At 48.0% G+C, this 17,172-nt stretch carries 20 protein-coding genes and 1 riboswitch; of the genes, 18 read left to right on the top strand and 2 right to left on the bottom strand.

Annotation, left to right across the window (positions count from 1 at the left end; genetic code table 11):
* Window positions 1–42: 42 nt before the first annotated feature.
* The gene (locus FC20_RS01240) at window positions 43–1,161 is read right to left on the bottom strand and encodes a 5-methyltetrahydropteroyltriglutamate--homocysteine S-methyltransferase (RefSeq protein ID WP_008460854.1); all 1,119 of its coding nucleotides are present in this window, start codon (window positions 1,159–1,161) and stop codon (window positions 43–45) included.
* A gap of 153 nt (window positions 1,162–1,314) precedes the next feature.
* Between FC20_RS01240 and FC20_RS01235 the strand changes: the two genes are divergently transcribed.
* The 8 genes from FC20_RS01235 (at window position 1,315) to FC20_RS01200 (ending at window position 7,201) form a co-directional block, all read left to right on the top strand.
* Window positions 1,315–2,226: a LysR family transcriptional regulator gene (locus FC20_RS01235; protein ID WP_008460857.1), complete on the top strand. Its 912-nt coding sequence runs from the start codon at window positions 1,315–1,317 to the stop codon at window positions 2,224–2,226.
* A 234-nt stretch (window positions 2,227–2,460) separates the two neighbouring features.
* Window positions 2,461–3,168, top strand: a complete 708-nt coding sequence (locus FC20_RS01230) for a hypothetical protein (protein ID WP_008460860.1) — start codon at window positions 2,461–2,463, stop codon at window positions 3,166–3,168.
* A gap of 329 nt (window positions 3,169–3,497) precedes the next feature.
* Complete coding sequence (locus tag FC20_RS01225; protein ID WP_008460861.1) at window positions 3,498–3,956, top strand: hypothetical protein; 459 nt, start codon at window positions 3,498–3,500, stop codon at window positions 3,954–3,956.
* A gap of 83 nt (window positions 3,957–4,039) precedes the next feature.
* On the top strand, window positions 4,040–4,222 hold the full coding sequence (locus tag FC20_RS01220) for a hypothetical protein (RefSeq protein ID WP_008460863.1): 183 nt from the start codon (window positions 4,040–4,042) through the stop codon (window positions 4,220–4,222).
* 215 nt (window positions 4,223–4,437) lie between these two features.
* Window positions 4,438–5,097: a hypothetical protein gene (locus tag FC20_RS01215; RefSeq protein ID WP_008460865.1), complete on the top strand. Its 660-nt coding sequence runs from the start codon at window positions 4,438–4,440 to the stop codon at window positions 5,095–5,097.
* A gap of 18 nt (window positions 5,098–5,115) precedes the next feature.
* Complete coding sequence (locus FC20_RS10785; protein WP_008460867.1) at window positions 5,116–5,415, top strand: hypothetical protein; 300 nt, start codon at window positions 5,116–5,118, stop codon at window positions 5,413–5,415.
* A gap of 408 nt (window positions 5,416–5,823) precedes the next feature.
* Window positions 5,824–6,303, top strand: a complete 480-nt coding sequence (locus tag FC20_RS01205; protein WP_008460870.1) for an S-ribosylhomocysteine lyase — start codon at window positions 5,824–5,826, stop codon at window positions 6,301–6,303.
* A gap of 22 nt (window positions 6,304–6,325) precedes the next feature.
* Window positions 6,326–7,201: a MetQ/NlpA family ABC transporter substrate-binding protein gene (locus tag FC20_RS01200; protein WP_008460873.1), complete on the top strand. Its 876-nt coding sequence runs from the start codon at window positions 6,326–6,328 to the stop codon at window positions 7,199–7,201.
* A gap of 37 nt (window positions 7,202–7,238) precedes the next feature.
* On the opposite strand, the gene FC20_RS01195 is transcribed toward FC20_RS01200, so the two are convergent.
* Window positions 7,239–7,670: a peptide deformylase gene (locus FC20_RS01195; RefSeq protein WP_008460875.1), complete on the bottom strand. Its 432-nt coding sequence runs from the start codon at window positions 7,668–7,670 to the stop codon at window positions 7,239–7,241.
* Window positions 7,671–7,798: 128 nt separating this feature from the next.
* Window positions 7,799–7,914: riboswitch (FMN riboswitch) on the top strand.
* Between the two features lie 145 nt (window positions 7,915–8,059).
* Here FC20_RS01195 and ribD point away from each other — a divergent pair.
* The 10 genes from ribD to FC20_RS01145 all read left to right on the top strand — a co-directional run bounded on the left by ribD (window position 8,060) and on the right by FC20_RS01145 (window position 17,100).
* Window positions 8,060–9,109: a bifunctional diaminohydroxyphosphoribosylaminopyrimidine deaminase/5-amino-6-(5-phosphoribosylamino)uracil reductase RibD gene (gene ribD / locus FC20_RS01190; protein ID WP_008460876.1), complete on the top strand. Its 1,050-nt coding sequence runs from the start codon at window positions 8,060–8,062 to the stop codon at window positions 9,107–9,109.
* Entirely contained in the window at window positions 9,102–9,689 is a 588-nt protein-coding gene (locus FC20_RS01185) for a riboflavin synthase (RefSeq protein ID WP_008460878.1), read from the top strand. The genes ribD and FC20_RS01185 overlap by 8 nt, the downstream gene beginning before the upstream one ends.
* A 39-nt stretch (window positions 9,690–9,728) precedes the next feature.
* Window positions 9,729–10,919 carry a bifunctional 3,4-dihydroxy-2-butanone-4-phosphate synthase/GTP cyclohydrolase II gene (locus FC20_RS01180; protein WP_008460880.1) on the top strand — a complete coding sequence of 397 codons (1,191 nt, stop codon included), beginning with the start codon at window positions 9,729–9,731 and terminating at the stop codon, window positions 10,917–10,919.
* 62 nt (window positions 10,920–10,981) lie between these two features.
* Complete coding sequence (gene ribH, locus FC20_RS01175) at window positions 10,982–11,443, top strand: 6,7-dimethyl-8-ribityllumazine synthase (RefSeq protein ID WP_008460882.1); 462 nt, start codon at window positions 10,982–10,984, stop codon at window positions 11,441–11,443.
* Between the two features lie 178 nt (window positions 11,444–11,621).
* Entirely contained in the window at window positions 11,622–12,623 is a 1,002-nt protein-coding gene (locus tag FC20_RS01170; RefSeq protein ID WP_008460885.1) for a D-2-hydroxyacid dehydrogenase, read from the top strand.
* A 320-nt stretch (window positions 12,624–12,943) separates the two neighbouring features.
* The gene (locus tag FC20_RS01165) at window positions 12,944–14,770 is read left to right on the top strand and encodes a heavy metal translocating P-type ATPase (RefSeq protein WP_008460887.1); all 1,827 of its coding nucleotides are present in this window, start codon (window positions 12,944–12,946) and stop codon (window positions 14,768–14,770) included.
* Window positions 14,771–14,873: 103 nt separating this feature from the next.
* Window positions 14,874–15,095, top strand: coding sequence for a heavy-metal-associated domain-containing protein (locus FC20_RS01160; RefSeq protein ID WP_008460889.1), 222 nt, complete (start codon window positions 14,874–14,876; stop codon window positions 15,093–15,095).
* Window positions 15,096–15,135: 40 nt separating this feature from the next.
* Window positions 15,136–15,690, top strand: coding sequence for a hypothetical protein (locus FC20_RS01155; RefSeq protein ID WP_008460891.1), 555 nt, complete (start codon window positions 15,136–15,138; stop codon window positions 15,688–15,690).
* Window positions 15,691–15,710: 20 nt separating this feature from the next.
* On the top strand, window positions 15,711–16,340 hold the full coding sequence (locus FC20_RS01150; RefSeq protein ID WP_008460893.1) for a Crp/Fnr family transcriptional regulator: 630 nt from the start codon (window positions 15,711–15,713) through the stop codon (window positions 16,338–16,340).
* 121 nt (window positions 16,341–16,461) lie between these two features.
* Entirely contained in the window at window positions 16,462–17,100 is a 639-nt protein-coding gene (locus FC20_RS01145) for an endonuclease III domain-containing protein (protein WP_008460894.1), read from the top strand.
* The last annotated feature ends 72 nt before the right edge of the window (window positions 17,101–17,172 follow it).

The raw sequence follows: 17,172 nt of genomic DNA, 5'->3' as shown, positions 1-17,172 counted from the left end.
AACAAAAAGTCCAAGATCTTTTGATCTTGGACTTCCTTATACCTAACCCCAAACTTCTTTTGCTACTTCTTCAACCAGCTTGATCTTGGCCCATTGTTGGTCCTCAGTCAGGTGGTTGCCTTCTTCCGTTGACGCAAAGCCGCATTGGGTGCTCAAAGCGGATGTTTCCAGTGGGTGGAACTTGCTTGCTTCCTTGATTCTTGCCTTCACCTCTTCCGGATCTTCCAGTTCCGCCTTCTTAGACGTTACCAGCCCCAGCACAACTTCCTTGTCAGCTGGCACTTCCTTCAATGGTTCAAAGCCGCCGGAGCGTTCGTCGTCAAATTCCAGGTAAAAAGCATCCACGCCCTTTTCCTTGAAAACATATGGGGCAGCTGGGCCGTAGCCGCCTTCTGAAGCCCAGGTTGAGTCGTAGTTGCCCCGGCAGATGTGGGTGGTAATCCGCAAGTCGTTTGGCAAGTCTACCAAAGCATTTTCATTTATTTCTTTATATAATTGCAAAATTTCTTCCCGCTTCAGGCGGCCACCTTCGTCAAAGGCGTGCCAGAAGTTGTCGTTGACTAAAACGCCCCAAGTACAGTCGTCCAGCTTCACGTCGCGGGCCCCGTGTTTGTACAAATCCAAGATCAATTCCCGGTAAACCTTGGACACGTCCTTGGCTAGTTCGGCCCGGTCAGGGTAAACGGCGTCAGTGGCTGCGATCAGCTCATCATTCCGGCAGATCAATTCACAGTATAATTGCGCTGGAGCAGGAATGCTTTGCCGCGGGGTCACGCCGTACTTTTCAGCTAGCGGCTTCAAGTAGTCAAAGGCTTCAACGTCAGGGTGGCCCGGTTCATAAGTTAACTTGCCAACCAGCTTGGCCGCGTCAGGTCTAGTTTCTTCATCATGGAAAAAGTAGCCGTGTTCTGCCTTGACATGTTCTACGCCACCAAAGCCCCAGAAGGTGTCCAGGTGCCAATAGGACCGGCGAAATTCGCCATCAGATACGACCTTCAAACCGACCTTGGCTTCCTTTTCCACCAAATCCGCAATTTCCTTGTCTTCGACTTGTTTCAAGTCTTCGCGGCTAATCTCGCCCTTTTCAAACTTCTCTCTCGCTTCCTTCAAGCTGGCTGGACGCAAGAAACTGCCGACAATATCGTAACGTGGGTATGACATAAGAATTACCTCCAAGTGTTAAAAAATAAACTGTGTTTTAATTTGCTCTTAATGCTTGTTATTATAGGGAATTTTTCCTACAATTGAAAATAGCTATTTAAAGCACTCAGCCATAGTTATAGACTATGGATAACCGAGAAAAGAGGTCCTACTATGAAACTGCAGCAGCTCCGCTACTTGCAAAAAGTCGTTGCCCTCGGCAATATCACTGAGGCCGCCAAAGAACTCTTCATCGCCCAGCCCACCCTGTCGGCGGCCATCAAGCAGCTGGAAGCAGAGATGGGCATCACCATCTTGGTCCGAGGCAAAAAGGGCGTCAGCCTGACCGAAGACGGACAAGAATTCATGCAGTACGCCCAGCAGGTCTTAGACCAAGTCGACCTGCTGGACCGCCGCTACCACGGGGAAAGCACGGCACCCAAGATTTTTTCCGTAGCCGCCCAGCACTATGCCTTTGCCGTTGACGCTTTCGTTCATCTGTTAAAGGAGATTGGCCCCAGCGACTACCAGGCCAGCTTGAAGGAAATGCGGACTTACGAGGTAATCGAGGACGTGGCCCAGCTCAAAAGCGAGGTCGGCGTCATCTACCTCAGCCGCTACAACCGCCAGGTCTTGACCAGCAACTTTAAGGAGAAAAAGCTCCTCTTTACGCCCCTCTTTAAGGCCAAGCCCCACGTCTTTTTGTATAAAAAACATCCCCTAGCCAATAAAAAGCAGCTGACGCTCAAGGACCTCCTCCCCTACCCCAAGCTCAGCTACGACCAGGGCCGGCACAATTCCTTCTACTACTGGGAAGAGACCCTGGCCGACCAGCCCAGCCCCCGCTCCATCATCGTCAGCGACCGGGCCACCCTTTTCAACCTGGCCATTGGTCTCAATGGCTACACCATTTCCTCCGGGATCATCAACGCCGACTTAAACGGGGATGACATCATCGCCCGGCCCCTGGTCAGCGACGAATATATTGAGCTGGGCTACCTGGTCAACCAGCTACACCACCTGTCGCCGATTGCCAACCAGTACATCGAGCTTTTAAAGATCAGTATTCAAAAGAATGCTAATTAATCTAATTTCCCTTTAAGGATCATAAGCTAATACTTTTAGCTTTTGGCCCGGGCTAAGTTAAAATTATTAACTTTCTCACTTTTCCTTGGGGGCTAAACTTTGCTAACTCGGCTTTTTGTAGTAAAATAAAAAGATATAAGGACTTTGCTAAGCAAAAGCAAATCTAGCATTTTTTAACTTAGAATTAATCAGACATCTTTTTCAGCTAAAAGGTGACAACACTGGAGGTTTAATATGGGCTGGATACTTTTATTACTTATCATCATCGTTGGCGTAATCTTGTTTGTTAGCTCACGCAAAGAAAAGAAGAAGCAACAAGCACTTTGGGCTTCACGGCAAAAGGACAGTTACGTTCCCCCAATGCCAGTCACTAGTCTGGAAACTGTAGACGGCTCAAACAAGCTGGTTGTCAACAACGACAGCAACGTTTACTTCACCCAATACGAAAAGGGCAAGGCTGCTTGGCCAGGTGGCGTAGCCAACTTGAGCGTTTACTTTGACAAGGACACTAAGCACTTGTTGATCTTGTCCTTGGTTCAAGAAAGCGACCAAATCGACTTTGGTGAAGTTGATCCAGAAGCCACTGAAAAGTTCTTGGCTGTTTTCCAAAGCATGGGCGGCCACTTGGCACAACACTACGAATTGCTGACTTTGAACAAGGTTGACTCAAGCGACTTGAACTTGGCAGTTAAGTCAAGCCCTGCCAAGGTTTATCTGTACACGGAAAACTCAGCATACGATGGCAAGAAGCGCTTGTTCTTCTCACCAGACCCAACTTCAACGGCCTACAAGCTGCTCGGCGTTGCTGTAAGCAATGACCCAAGCGGTGACAAGGGCGTTGACTTGAGCTTGGAAGACTCCAAGGGCGTTAAGGGCTCAGTTTACACGACCTTGACCTCAGATGCCTTGGCTGACTTACAAGCCAACTTTGTGCAAGCTTAATTGGTCAATGGTAAAAATAGTCCCCGTTCAAAGTCAATGTCATTAAGTTAAGGCATTGACTTTGAACGGGGAATGCTTTAGGACACTCATCTAAGTTGAAGTGCCCTACAATTGTTAGACATAGACATCTAACGATTGTGGGGTATTTTTATTGCAAAAAAGTGTTATGCAAACTTAACAGGCAGTGTTATACTTTATACAGTTTTATAAAAGCGCTTTACAAAACCAGCATTACTTTAAGTGTAAAAGAGGTATATTCATTATGAACAAGAATAGAATTACTACTTTGATGGCACTACCAATTGCCACTGTGCTTTTCCGCAAATACAGTGAAAGCTAATACTTTTTCTACTAGCACAGCTTCTTTAACTAATCAACAAATCAAGAAGATAAACGATGAACAACAAGGAATTGCAAACGAATTGAAAGAAAGATTATCTGGATTAAGTGAATCAGACGTAAAAGCGGACGCTGATGCAACTACTACAGAAATTATCAAAAGTAAATACACGCAATTAGAGTCAGCAGTTTCCAATAATAAATTGCAAAACACGAATCCGAATAAATTAGAAAAAATCAACAATAGCTACGAAATTACTCCAAATGTAACGATTAGCTTTGAAGGGAGTGCTGTTTTAGTAGATGTTCATGATGAAACAGAATCATCTACTAACGATTTGATAGAAACCTCGTCTTTGCGTGCTTCAACTGTTAGCTCAACAAGGGCCAGCAAAGTGAAGGCGCTTTCTAATCAACTCTCCCCCAAAATCACCTTCGCGTCAATGTAGAATGCAATTCTCATGGTACAATCAAAAAGAGCCATTTATTCAAATAAAGTATCGATTTCTTAGTAATAATGGAGTGAGAAAAAATGATTTTAGCTGAGGTAGCTTACAACATCTGGCCAGTCTTGCTTGCCCAACTGGTCGGTATCATCATCTTCTTCGTAATCGCCTACTACTTTGCCAAGTTCCTGGTAATCAAACTGACCCCTTTAGTCCTCAAGATCAAGCGCGAGGAAGAAGCAAAGCAGGACCACGGCCAAGACGATTAGCCGGCTTGGATAATTTTTGCCACGAACTATTGCAAAATAACTATCAGCGATAGTTCCAAAATAGAACATTATCAATATTTTTCCAATATACATCCTCCTTATTTACATTATTGCCAGCAAATAAATATATTTTATAAAACACTTGCATGCAGTCATGCACCATACTATAATTCTAAGTGTCAATATCATATTTAGTGTTATATTAGGAGGAAAATATGAAATCAAAGCATCTATTACTCAGTGCCATTTTCGCTATCGCACTTTTTTGGGAAATCTCTTCTGGCACAGTTGTTAAGGCTGATAGTTTTAACGGAACATCAACTAACTCCCAACTAACTACTAGTCAAATCAAACAAGCCGATAAGTATGTTGATGTTTCTAATAATCAATATGTTTTATCCGATTCTGGGAAGAGCAAGCTTTCCGAAAATACTAAGAAAGTTGTTGAAAATCAATTAGCTACGGTTAATGCTGATATTCAAAAAAATGATCTAGTTATCAATACAGAAACGAAATCTCTCTCTACACAAGCTTTATATGTTTCTAAAGCTGCCCGTGTTAAAGGCGCTGCTCGACTCCATAGTGGTTGCTATGTTCGCGCCTTTTGGTGGGGTGTCAGAGTTTACTTCACTTCAAATGCGGGCGTTTATTGGTTTGCCGGGAAAGCCGGAAATGTCTCTACAATTTCATCTTTAGCATCAGCTATCGCAACAGTAACAGGACACGAAATTGCATCGACATTAGGTGAAGCCTTTGGGATGTATGTCGACTCTTTTAGCAGTCAATTGTTAAACTACAATAAGAAACACAAAAAGAGCAAAATTTATACTGATATTAATTATACCGTTGGATTTTCATTCCACATTTATAAGTAAATTTTCTGAGGTACTATCATGACTCGTTTATTAATCAGCTATTTTTCAGCTGGGTTAATGATCGGCTTTATTTTGACTGCACCCTTTGCGCCAAGGATGCAAAAGATTACAGACTTCTTCCGCTACCGGATCGGCTATTGGAACATGCTGATTCCTATCGGAATCATCGTAGTTACCAACGCGGCAGCCTATAGCATGCTGAACATTGCCGGCCTGGCCCTTTTGGTTCCCTTTGACTTGATCTTCATTGGCGCGACGATTGCAGACTATCTGCGGGACCGGAAGTTTAATTCCGGCAAGCATAAACAAAACGATTAGCCGGCTTGGATAATTTTTGCCGCGAACGGTTGACAAGCGGCTATCGTTATTATATTATGATTAAAAAATGAAAACATGTTGACAAGGAAAAGATAAGTAGCTGGTCAGATCTTCTTTCAGAGAGGCGCGGTAGCTGAAAAGCGCTGAAGAGGCCCCGGCGAATATGGTCTTTGAGTCATACGGGAGGCGAGCTACGGCAAGCTTCCCGCGGGAGACGCCCGATAGCGCGTCCAAGTATAACTCCCTTAAGTGGAGCGTACTTAAAGGCGGCCTCTTTTGGCCGTGAAGATGGGTGGTAACACGCTAATACGTCCCTGAGCGAAAGCAATTTCGTTCAGGGACTTTTTTTGTCACGTTTTTCAAGTAAATTAGTTAAGTAGTATTTTTTTAGAAAAAAGGAGTTTTATCATGGCAAAAGTAGAAAGTTTTGAATTAGACCACACTAAAGTTAAAGCACCTTACGTCCGTTTAATCACGGTCGAAGAAGGCCCGAAGGGCGACAAGATCTCCAACTTTGACCTCCGCCTGGTGCAGCCAAACAAGAACGCCATCCCAACTGGCGGCTTGCACACGATTGAACACCTCCTGGCCAGCCTTTTGCGGGACCGCTTGGACGGCGTGATTGACTGCTCCCCATTCGGTTGCCGGACGGGCTTCCACTTGATTACTTGGGGTGAACACTCAACGACTGAAGTTGCCCGGGCCTTGCGCGACTCCCTCAAGGCCATCAGAGACGACATTACCTGGGAAGACGTGCCCGGTACCACCATCGAAAGCTGCGGCAACTACCGCGACCACTCCCTCTTCAGTGCCAAGGAATGGTGCAACGACATCTTAAAAGAAGGGATCAGCGATGATCCTTTCAACCGCCACGTTGTAGAAGACTAGTCAACTAAGCGAGGACCAAAACATGAGGAAGAAGAAAAGAAACCGCATCATCATTATTGTTTCTGCTGTAATTATCGTCCTGCTTGCTTTTTTCGCCTTTAGATTCTCTTCTTCCAAGCAGACGAGTACCAAGCAAACCACCATCACCATTGGCTCCATCGGCCCTGACGTTCAGGTTTGGCAGCACATCGCCAAGACCAGCCAGGCCAAAAAGCTGGGCCTGAAGATCAAGGTGAAGGCCTTTACCGACGGGCCAAGCCTCTTGCGGGCAACCTCCGATGGCAGCATCAACGTTAGTGCCTTTGCCTCTTGGGCTTACTTGCAGGCTTACAACCAGTCTAAAAATAACGCCGGCACCCAAGTGGCGCTAGGTACGACTTACCTGGAGCCAATGGGCATCTACTCGGCTAAGTACAAGAAGCTGAGCCAGTTGCCAAAGGGCGCCACCATTGCCCTAGCCAACAACGCCGCTAACGAAGCACGGGGCCTGCTTTTACTAGCCGATGCCGGCCTGATCAAGCTGAAGAAGAACTTCAACGTGGCAAGCGGCAGCGTGAACGACGTGGCTGCTAACCCTAAGCAGTTCAAGTTTAAGCTGATCGATGACACCACTGGTCCCAGAGTGATCAAGTCAGTTGACGCGGTTTTGATTGGGAACACGATCGCCCTTTCCGGCGGCTTGAACGTTTTGAAAGACTCGCTTTATCATGAAAAAATCAACCAGAGCACGAAGAACAATATCAACGTGCTAGCTACGGCCAAGAAGAACAAGAACAATGCCGCTTACAAGAAGCTTGTAGGTCTCTACCACAACAAGCAGATTCAAAAGTGGATTGCTAAGAAGTACTCCGGCACCAAAGTCGAAGTTAATAAGCCAATTTCCTACTTGACCGATTAAAAAAGCCGCGCCATTTGGCGCGACTTTTTTGCTTCTTTTAAATCAGCTTCCCCAAGCAGTGATCGACCTCGTGCTGAATAATTTCTGCCGTGAAGTCCGTAAAGGTCTGCTGGTGGGCCTGCATCCCCAGATCCTGATAGCTGACCTCAATCTCCTTATATCGCTGAACCGGTCGCTCGCCCTCTAAAGACAAGCATCCCTCCTGCGTCAAGTATGCCCCACTCTTTTTGACAATCCGCGGATTCAGCATCACCATTGGCAAAAAGCCCGCAAAGAGCGTAATGATCGCCTTCTTCTCCCCAATCATGTTGGCGGCTAGCCCCGCCGCTGCTGGCAAGCCATCCTTGCTTTCCCGGTGTACCATCAATGTATCCAGCAAGTCTTGGGCAACTTGCAGGTCATTTTTCGTTGCTTTTGCTGCCGGTTGACTCAAAAACAGGGGGTCATGGATAATTTTTTTCGCTGTCATTTTTCTACCTCAAAATCCTTTAGCTTCGCCTATTGTAACAGATTTTCTCTCCCACTTTTCCTGTAAGCGGTTAAAAAATTCCTTGACAGACCTTTAAAAGTTTTCTATAGTTACTAGTGAATTGAATAAATGTTCTTCGGGGCAGGGTGAAATTCCCGACCGGCGGTAAAGTCCGCGACCCACATTTGTGGTGGAATCCTTTTTAAGGTACCGATAGTTACAGTCTAGATGGGAGAAGTCAACAATAGCGATATTGTTTTATTTGGTACGGCCAAATTATGTAAATTAACGCTATTCTAACTTTGAATGCAACTCAGAGCCTCGAGATTTCGAGGCTCTTTTTATTTTATCTTTTATCGATTTGATTTTTTGCAAAGGAAGTGATCTTAATGGCAGATGAAGACTACATGCGCCTGGCTATCCAGGCCGCTAAAGAAGGCCACGACACCTGGACCAACCCCCACGTGGGTGCCTGCATCGTCAAAGATGGGCAGGTCCTGGCCACTGGTTGCCACTACCACTACGGCCGTGAACATGCCGAACGGAACGCCATTAATAAATTAACTCCAGAGCAATTATTCGGTTCAACCATTTACGTTACCTTAGAGCCCTGCAGCCACTACGGCAAACAACCGCCTTGCGCTGAGCTCCTGGTTCAGTCCGGCTTTAAAAAAGTTGTCGTTGCTGCCCTGGACCCCCACCCCCTGGTCACCGGTAAGGGCATCAAAATCTTAGAAGATGCCGGCATTGAGGTAGAAGTTGGCCTCTTAGCCAAAGAAGCCCGTGCCTTAAACCCCTTCTACAATTTCTACTACGAGCATGGCCGCCCTTACATCTCCTTAAAACAGGCCATTACTTTAGATGGGAAGGTTGCTGTTAAAGGCGAGCGAACCCCTATCACCAACGCAGCTGTCAAAAAGCAGGTCCTACAAGAGCGGGGCGACTACCAAGCCATCATGGTCGGCGCCAAAACCGCCATTATCGACAACCCCACCCTCCTCACTTCCAAAGAGGGCGACTTTCCGCCAATCCGGGTGGTGGTTGACCGGCGGGGACGGCTCCTTGACCACTTAGACCTCAAGCTCCTGCAGACAGGACCTGAAACTTGGGTCTTGACCTTGAATGAGGACTTAGCCAATACCGTCTTTCCGGACAATGTCCACGTGCTCCTGCTGCCTGGCAGAAAGGCCCGGGATATCGCCCAGCTCTTAGGGGAAAAAGGCATCCAGTCCGTCTACTTAGAAGGTGGCCCAACCCTGGCCAAGGCCTTCCTCGATGCTGATCTAGCCGATGACCTGATCACCTATCTGGCCCCTTTTTACCTGGGCAAGCAAACAACTAACGGGGTTAACAGTCAAGAGACATTGCAATTAACTGACACCAAGATTCAAACTTTTAACGACAATATCCGCATCTACGGGAGGATTCAGCATGTTTAGTGGATTAGTAACCGGCAAGGCCGAATTGGCCGAAATTAAAAAGCAGGGCCACACCATGGCCTTGACCATCAAGACGACGCCTGACTTTTTAACCGGGGCCAAGATTGGCGACTCCATCGCCGTCAATGGCTGCTGCTTAACGGCGGAAGAACTGACGCCTAACAGCTTCACCGTTACCATGATGCCGCAGAGCTTTAACAAGACCATTTTTAAAGACTCCCAAGTTGGCGACCAGGTCAACGTGGAACGGGCCCTGGCTGCCGGTGGCCGCTTTGAAGGCCACATCGTAACCGGCCACATCGACGACACCATCCAGCTTTTAAAGAAAAAGGTTAACGAAAATGCCTTAGAACTGACTTTTGACAGACCCAAGAGACTAAAAAAGCAGCTAATCTCCCAGGGTTCCGTTGCCTTAAACGGGGTCAGCCTGACCATCATGCAGGCCAAGAAAGGCAAGTTCTCAGTTGGCCTCATCCCCCACACCCAGGACGAAACCAACCTGTCCAAACTGGAAACTGGCGACTATGTCAACCTGGAAACGGACGTAATTGGCAAGTATGTTGAAGCCAATTTGAAGTAAAAAATAAAAATAGACAAAAGCAATAACGAGGAAATCACCATGGATGTAAAGAAAATTCAAGACGCAATCGAATGGATGAAGCAAGGCGGCTTAGTTATCGTCGCTGACGACGAAGACCGCGAGGCTGAAGGCGACATGATCGGCCTGGGCTCAAAGGTAACCCCAGAAAATATCAACTTCATGACCAAGCACGCTAGAGGCCTGCTCTGCACCAGCATCGGCCGCAAGATCGCCGAAAGACTGGAACTGCCACAGATGTGGGTCGACAACACCGATCCTTTCAAGACTGCCTTTACGGTCAGCGTGGACTACAAGACGACCACCACTGGCATCTCTGCCTTTGACCGGGCTGCGACCATCAAGGCTTTGGCTGATGACTCAACCAAGCCGGAAGACTTTTTCAAGCCTGGCCACTGCTTCCCATTAGTTGCTAAAGACGGCGGGGTCTTGGAAAGAAACGGTCACACCGAAGCTTCTGTAACTTTAGCCCGGCTTGCTGGGGAAAGCGAAGTTGCCTACATCTGCGAAATCTTGAAAGAAGACGGCCACATGGCTCGCCGGCCGGAACTCAAGCAGATCGCCAAGGAATACCACTTGCCTTACTTCACCATCGCTGACCTGCAAGAATACTGCCGCAGCCTGGCGAGTAAGCGCCCAGAATTTGTAAAGCTGCCAACTGAATACGGGGAGTTCCAGATCAAGAGCTACGGCCATGGCAACGTCGTGTTGCAAAAAGGTGAGCTTGACGTTAATAAGCCCGTCTTGCTCAGAGTCCACTCCAAGTGCATGACCGGGGACGTCTTTGGCTCCAAGCGCTGCGACTGCGGACCACAGCTGCACCAAGCCATGAAGAAGATCTCAGAAAATGGCTCTGGCGTCATCCTCTACTTAAACCAAGAAGGACGCGGGATTGGCTTGACCAACAAGCTTCGCGCCTACGCTTTGCAAGACCAAGGCCACGACACTTACGATGCTAGCCTCCTCTTGGGCTTCCAGGCTGACGAACAGGACTACGACCTAGCAGCCGAAATTCTGCAGGATCTGGGGATTAAGGAAGTTGACCTGTTAACCAACAAACCTGACAAGATCGACCAGCTGGAAGACTATGGCATCAGCATCCACAAACGGGTTCCTCTGGAAATCCCAGCCACGCCAATCGACTTCAAGTACCTAACTACTAAAAAGGAACGCTTTAGCCACATGCTGAAGCTGGACCAAGAAGCTTTATAAAAGAGTAAAAGCAGCAAAAAAGAATAGAAAAAAATACATATAATAAGGAAGGAATATTTCTCATGACCACCATTCAAGGCCAATTCAAGAAGACAGACTTTAAGGTCGCAATCGTTGTTTCTCGCTTTAACGAGCTGGTCACCAAGGCGCTAGTTGACGGGGCAGTCGCTACTTTAACCCAGTTCGGCTTAAATACTGACAATATTGACGTTTACTGGGTGCCAGGCGCCTTTGAAATTGGCTACCTGAGCAAGAAGCTGGTTGACAGCGGCAAGTACGACGGCTTGATGACCCTGGGGGCCGTTATTCGGGGCGAAACCGACCACTACCAGATGATCATTAACGCCGTAACTAATGCGGCCATGACCTTGAACCTGGAAGGCAAGATTCCGGTAACCTTCGGCATCCTGACCACCGACAATATCGACCAGGCCTTGCAAAGATCAGGCTTGAAAGTGGGCAATGAAGGCTCAGCAACCGCCCAAAGTCTGCTGGAAATGATGAACTTGACTAGCGAAATCTAGCATCTCATTCCTGACTTTGTGAAAATTAATAATTACACAAAGTTTCGGGTAAAGCCCTTTCTCGCGGTTAGCGCTTACACCAAAAATAACTTGTTCATCGCCTCACATTCTTCTTTTTTCCTAGCCGGATTTGTGCTAAAATTATCAATGTAAAAGCAAGAATAACGGAGGGACAATAATGACTAAAATTTTTGCTTACGCAATTCGTGAAGATGAAAAGCCATTCTTGAAGGAATGGGAAGACGCTCACAAGGACGTTGAAGTTGAATACACTGACAAGCTTTTGACTCCTGAAACTGCTGCTTTGGCTAAGGGTGCTGACGGTGTTGTTGTTTACCAACAACTCGACTACACTGCTGAAACTTTGCAAGCTTTGGCAGACAACGGCATCACTAAGATGAGCCTTCGTAACGTTGGTGTTGACAACATTGACATGGCTAAGGCTAAGGAACTTGGCTTCCAAATCACTAACGTTCCTGTATACTCACCAGACGCTATCGCAGAACACGCTGCTATCCAAGCTGCTCGTATCTTGCGTCAAGACAAGCGGATGGACGAAAAGGTTGCTCGTCACGACTTGCGTTGGGCACCAACTATCGGCCGCGAAGTTCGTGACCAAGTTGTTGGTGTTGTAGGTACTGGCCACATCGGTCAAGTATTTATGCAAATCATGGAAGGCTTTGGCGCTAAGGTTATCGCTTACGACATCTTCCGCAACCCAGAACTGGAAAAGAAGGGCTACTACGTAGACTCACTTGACGACTTGTACAAGCAAGCAGACGTTATCTCATTGCACGTACCAGACGTTCCAGCTAACGTTCACATGATCAACGACAAGTCAATCGCTGAAATGAAGGATGGCGCTGTTGTTGTTAACGTATCACGTGGTCCACTTGTAGACACTGACGCTGTTATCCGTGGTTTGGACTCAGGCAAGCTCTTCGGTTACGTAATGGACGTTTACGAAGGTGAAGTTGGCGTCTTCAACGAAGACTGGGAAGGCAAGGAATTCCCAGACGCACGTTTGGCTGACTTGATCGCTCGTCCAAACGTTTTGGTAACTCCACACACTGCTTTCTACACTACTCACGCAGTTCGCAACATGGTTGTTAAGGCATTTGACAACAACTTGGAACTTGTTAAGGGTGAAGAAGCTGAAACTCCAGTTAAGGTTGGCTAATCTTAACTAGATAATAATCCCTTTTAAACTTACAGATTTTCTTACAATAATCTACTTAAAAATTACTTACATTACTTTACAAACAATACTTTTAACTTATCCATTAAAAGCTAAAACTTAGGCAAAAGCCCGCGGATCCTTCTCACCCGCGGGCTTTTGTTATACCCTTTTTTTGTGTGTCGTTATTGCCTGTTTTTCTCGACTTTTGCTTACTTTTTGTAACTTTTTTGCCAAAGATGACAGGTATCAAGTACTTTTCTTTCATTTCCTAATAAACTATCAGTATCAATCAAGTACGAAAAGTTTAGAAAGGAACTGAAATGATTACCATCCAAAACTGGTTCAGCGAGCATAAAAAGCACTTAACTATCTCCATGACTGTCTTAGTGGCTATCGCCTACCTGTCCCGGCTGACCCCCTACAACTTATATAATGTCTCCATGATCGCTATCGCCGCCCTTGGCGGCGTCCCCATCCTCTTACGAGCTGCCTCGGCTCTGCGCTACAAGATCGTCTCCATCGAATTCCTGGTCTCCATCGCCGTGATCAGTGCCCTCTTCATCGGCGAATACAGCGAAGCCGGCATCGTAATCTGGCTCTTCTCCTTGGGCGACCTGCTGGAAGAAGCCACCTTGGCCAAGAGCCGCCAGTCCATCCAGGACTTGGTTAACCTAGCCCCAAAGACAGCCTTGAAGATCACTGACCTGGATAGCAAGACTAGCGAAGAAGTCGACGTCGATGAAGTTGAACTTGGCGACCTGCTCTTGGTCAAGACCGGTTCCCAAGTTCCAGTTGACGGCAGCGTCTATCAAGGCGACGGTCACGTCAATGAAGCCAGCATCACCGGTGAAAGCAAGCCTAGCCACAAGGAAGTTGGCACGCCGGTTTATGCCGGCACCAGCCTGGAAAGCGGCACCTTGATCGTTCAAGCCGAAAAAGTTGGTGAAGACACTACTTTTGGCCGCCTGATCGAACTGGTCGAAGAAGCCCAAGACAGCAAGACCAAGGTTCAAAAGCTGATCGACCGCTTCTCCCAATACTACACCCCATTTGTTCTGCTCCTCGCCTTAGTTGTCGGCTTTTTCACTAAGGACGTCCGGCTGGCTACCACCATCTTAGTCCTTGGCTGCCCTGGCGCTTTGGTCATCGGAGTTCCAATCTCCACGGTGACTGGCATCGGGTCTAGCGCCAAGAGCGGCATCATTGCCAAGGGCAGCGCGGCTTTAGACCAGCTGACCAAGATCGATACCTTTGTTTTTGACAAGACTGGCACCCTGACCACGGGTAAGCCAAGCGTTTCCCAAGTAGTTAACCTGACTGGCAATGAACGTGACAACCTGCAGCTGCTCGCCAGCCTAGAAGCCGAATCTGACCACCCCTTGGCCAAGGCCATTAATGCCTACTATGACGGCGACCTTTTCCCAGTAGCAAAAAGTGAAGTCGTAGCTGGCCGGGGCCTGGCTGCCCAAGTTAATGGTGCCAACCTCCTGGTCGGCAATGAACGGCTGATGAGTGAAAACGGAATTGCCACGGCTGGAATCGACCTAGATCCTACGGGCTCCCACGTCTACTTAGCCGTAAACGGCAAGCTGGCTTTGGCCCTGGCCATCGCCGATACCCTGAGAAGCGATGCTTTAGAGCAATTAGCGGCTCTGCGCAAGATCAAGCCTTACAAGTTTGTCCTTTTGTCCGGCGACCAGCAGACGGTGGTTGACGCGGTAGCAAGAGAATTGAACTTTGACGAAGCTCACGGCAGCCTCCTGCCAGCTGACAAGGCGGCCTACATCAAGAGCCTGCAAGCAGGAGGCCACCAAGTTGCCTTTATCGGCGACGGGATCAACGACAGCCCGGCACTGGCTACAGCTGACCTGGCCATCGCCATGGGCAGCGGGACCGATGTGGCCATCGACGTCTCTGACCTAGTTTTGGTCAAGGACCAATTTTCTCAATTGCCAACCGCTGTCCGCTTTGCCAACAAGACCATCGCCAACATGCGGCAAAACATCGCCATTTCCCTTTTGACGGTTGCCCTCCTCTTCATCGGCCTCTTCGCCGGCTACGTAGAAATGGGCCTGGGCATGCTGATCCACGAGCTCAGCATCCTGGTCGTTACCGCCAACGGCATGAGATTATTGCGCTTGACTTGATAGGTGTCAATTACTTTTTAAAAAAGGCCTGGCATAATCAAACTTAGCAAAAGCAAAAAACAAAATTAATGTATGTAGATTTTTAAAAAAGAGGTTAATCACCATGACTAAAGTAACTTTGAAGCTGTCCAACATGTCCTGCCCATCCTGCATGACCAAGATCCAAAAAGCCCTCAGCCAAATCAATGGCGTTGAAAAGATTTCCGTCTTGTTCAACGCCGGCAAGGTCAAGGCCGAAATCGACGAAAGCCAAACCGAACCAAACGCCCTAGCCAAGGTAGTCACGGGCCTGGGCTACCCGGTTGAAAAGATCATCGTTAAGTAAGTTAGTACCGAAAATCTGTATAATTTTAAAGGAGAAAGTTATGACTGCAACTGAACTTTACCATGCCGAACTTGAAAGAAGCGACTACGAACACCACCACCCAACGGCGGGTGCGGTGATCGGCCATATCACTTCCAACTTGCTGCTCCATACTTTGAAGATCGAACAAGCCAAGCTTTTTGCCAAAGGCACGGCTGCCCTCTTCTTCGCCCAAAAGGGCAATGCCTGGGAAGATACGGAATTTGCTTTTATCCGAAAGCTAAACCGCGAGCTCTTGGCTGAAGGCGACTTGATCCCAACCACCAGCAAGGAAGTCCTGGAATTCGGACGCCTGGAAGAAGACGGCAGCCGCAAGTATGAAGATGGCAACGAACAGCTTTTTGACCTAGTCAAGGACTTTGACACCCAGCTGCTCTACATCGGCAAGGGGCTGGCCCTGGCCAAGCAAGAAGGTCACCTGGGGCAAGTTGCAGCCTTGACTGACTTAGCCAACTGGATGAAGGGCGAAATCGCCTTTGCCCAAAACTTCCTGGGCCATGACTTAAAGGAAGGTCTCTATGTCGAAGAAGACGACGATGATGACGACGAAGATTAGTTTTTAATAGGGAGAAAAATATGATGCTCTGTGTCCAATTAGTACCACTTTTTCAAGACTTGTCACTCGACGAGCAGGCCAAACTCGAGGCCCTGCTGACCCACCACCACTTCCACAAGGGTGAAACCGTCTTGGCGCCAAAGCAGCCGGCCCCCTTGATCATCCTGGAAAAGGGCGAGGTCAAGGTCATGCAGTACCTGGAAAACGGGGCTGAGCGCTTGCAGAAAGTCCTGAAAAGCGGCGACTACATTGGAGAAAACTGGCTGTTTGGCCAGGAAAACGAGAGTATTTTTCTCGAAGCCAGCAAGGACAGCGAGCTCTGCTTCATGCGGGCTACCGACTTCAAGCAGCTGCTCATCCAGCTGCCAAGCCTATCCTACCAGCTGCTCAAGTACACGGTAAAACACGCTAACGAGCTGATCGTCCGCGACTCTTACCTTTCTCTCAGCCGGACGGAAGACCGCTTGTACAGCTACTTAAGCGACCTGGCCCTAGCTGAAGGCAGCGACACGATCACCCTGCCGCTGGCCTTGAAGGACCTGGCTGCCTACCTGGGCACAACGCCAGAAACTATCTCCCGGATGTTTGCCAAATTGATTAAAAAAGAGCAAGTTAAAAAGCTGGATGCGAGTCGCTACCAGCTGCTCTAAACTTTCCACAATTCGAAAACGTTAAGTACAAAGTTAACATATCTCTCAAGACGCCGCTCCAGCCAGGGCGGCGTTTTTTGACTATAATAAACAAGATGCTAAAGATTGAGGAGCTTTTTTAATGGAATTAACCTTGTACGAGCTATACCAAAAGATGCTGCGAGAGATGGGGCCGACCGGTTGGTGGCCAGCTGAATCTAAGGCCGAAATTATTATCGGAGCTTTCATGATCCAAAACACCACCCAGGCTAACGCCGAGCGGGCGGTAGCTAACTTCCGGAAGCACACGGCTTTTGACCCGGACCAGATCCGGGCCCTGCCGCTAGAGACCATGCAGGAGTACGTGCGGCCGGCGGGCTTTTTTAAAAACAAGAGCTTAGCGGTAGCAAACTTCTTTGCCTGGCTGGACGAATTTGCCAATGACTATGATCAGATCGTGCAGACTTTTGGCGCTGGCTTGCGGAAAAAACTGCTGTCTCTCCGCGGCGTGGGGCCGGAAACGGCGGACGTTTTGCTGATCTACGTTTTTGACCAGGTGGCCTTCGTTAGCGATAAGTACGCCCGTACCCTGTTTGGTCTACTGGGGGTTGACGGCTTAAAAAAGTACGACGACCTGGCGCGGAAGGTTGACATGACGGGCTTTACCGTAGCTGACGCCCAGGAGTTCCATGGCCTAATTGATGAATATGGGAAAAAGTGGCTGCATCCCCAGGCCGCTTTTTATGACAGTTTCCTGGGCGGGGATCAGCTGAAGTTGTAGGTCACAAACCAACCAACAAAATAAAGGATCTGCCAGAAGGCCAATGTCATTAAGTTAAGGCATTGACTTTGA

It is taken from the genome of Lactobacillus equicursoris DSM 19284 = JCM 14600 = CIP 110162, assembly GCF_001434815.1.
Classification (GTDB): Bacteria; Bacillota; Bacilli; order Lactobacillales; family Lactobacillaceae; genus Lactobacillus; species Lactobacillus equicursoris.
Note: the sequence above shows the minus strand (reverse complement) of the source record. Positions and strands in the feature narration are given on the sequence as shown.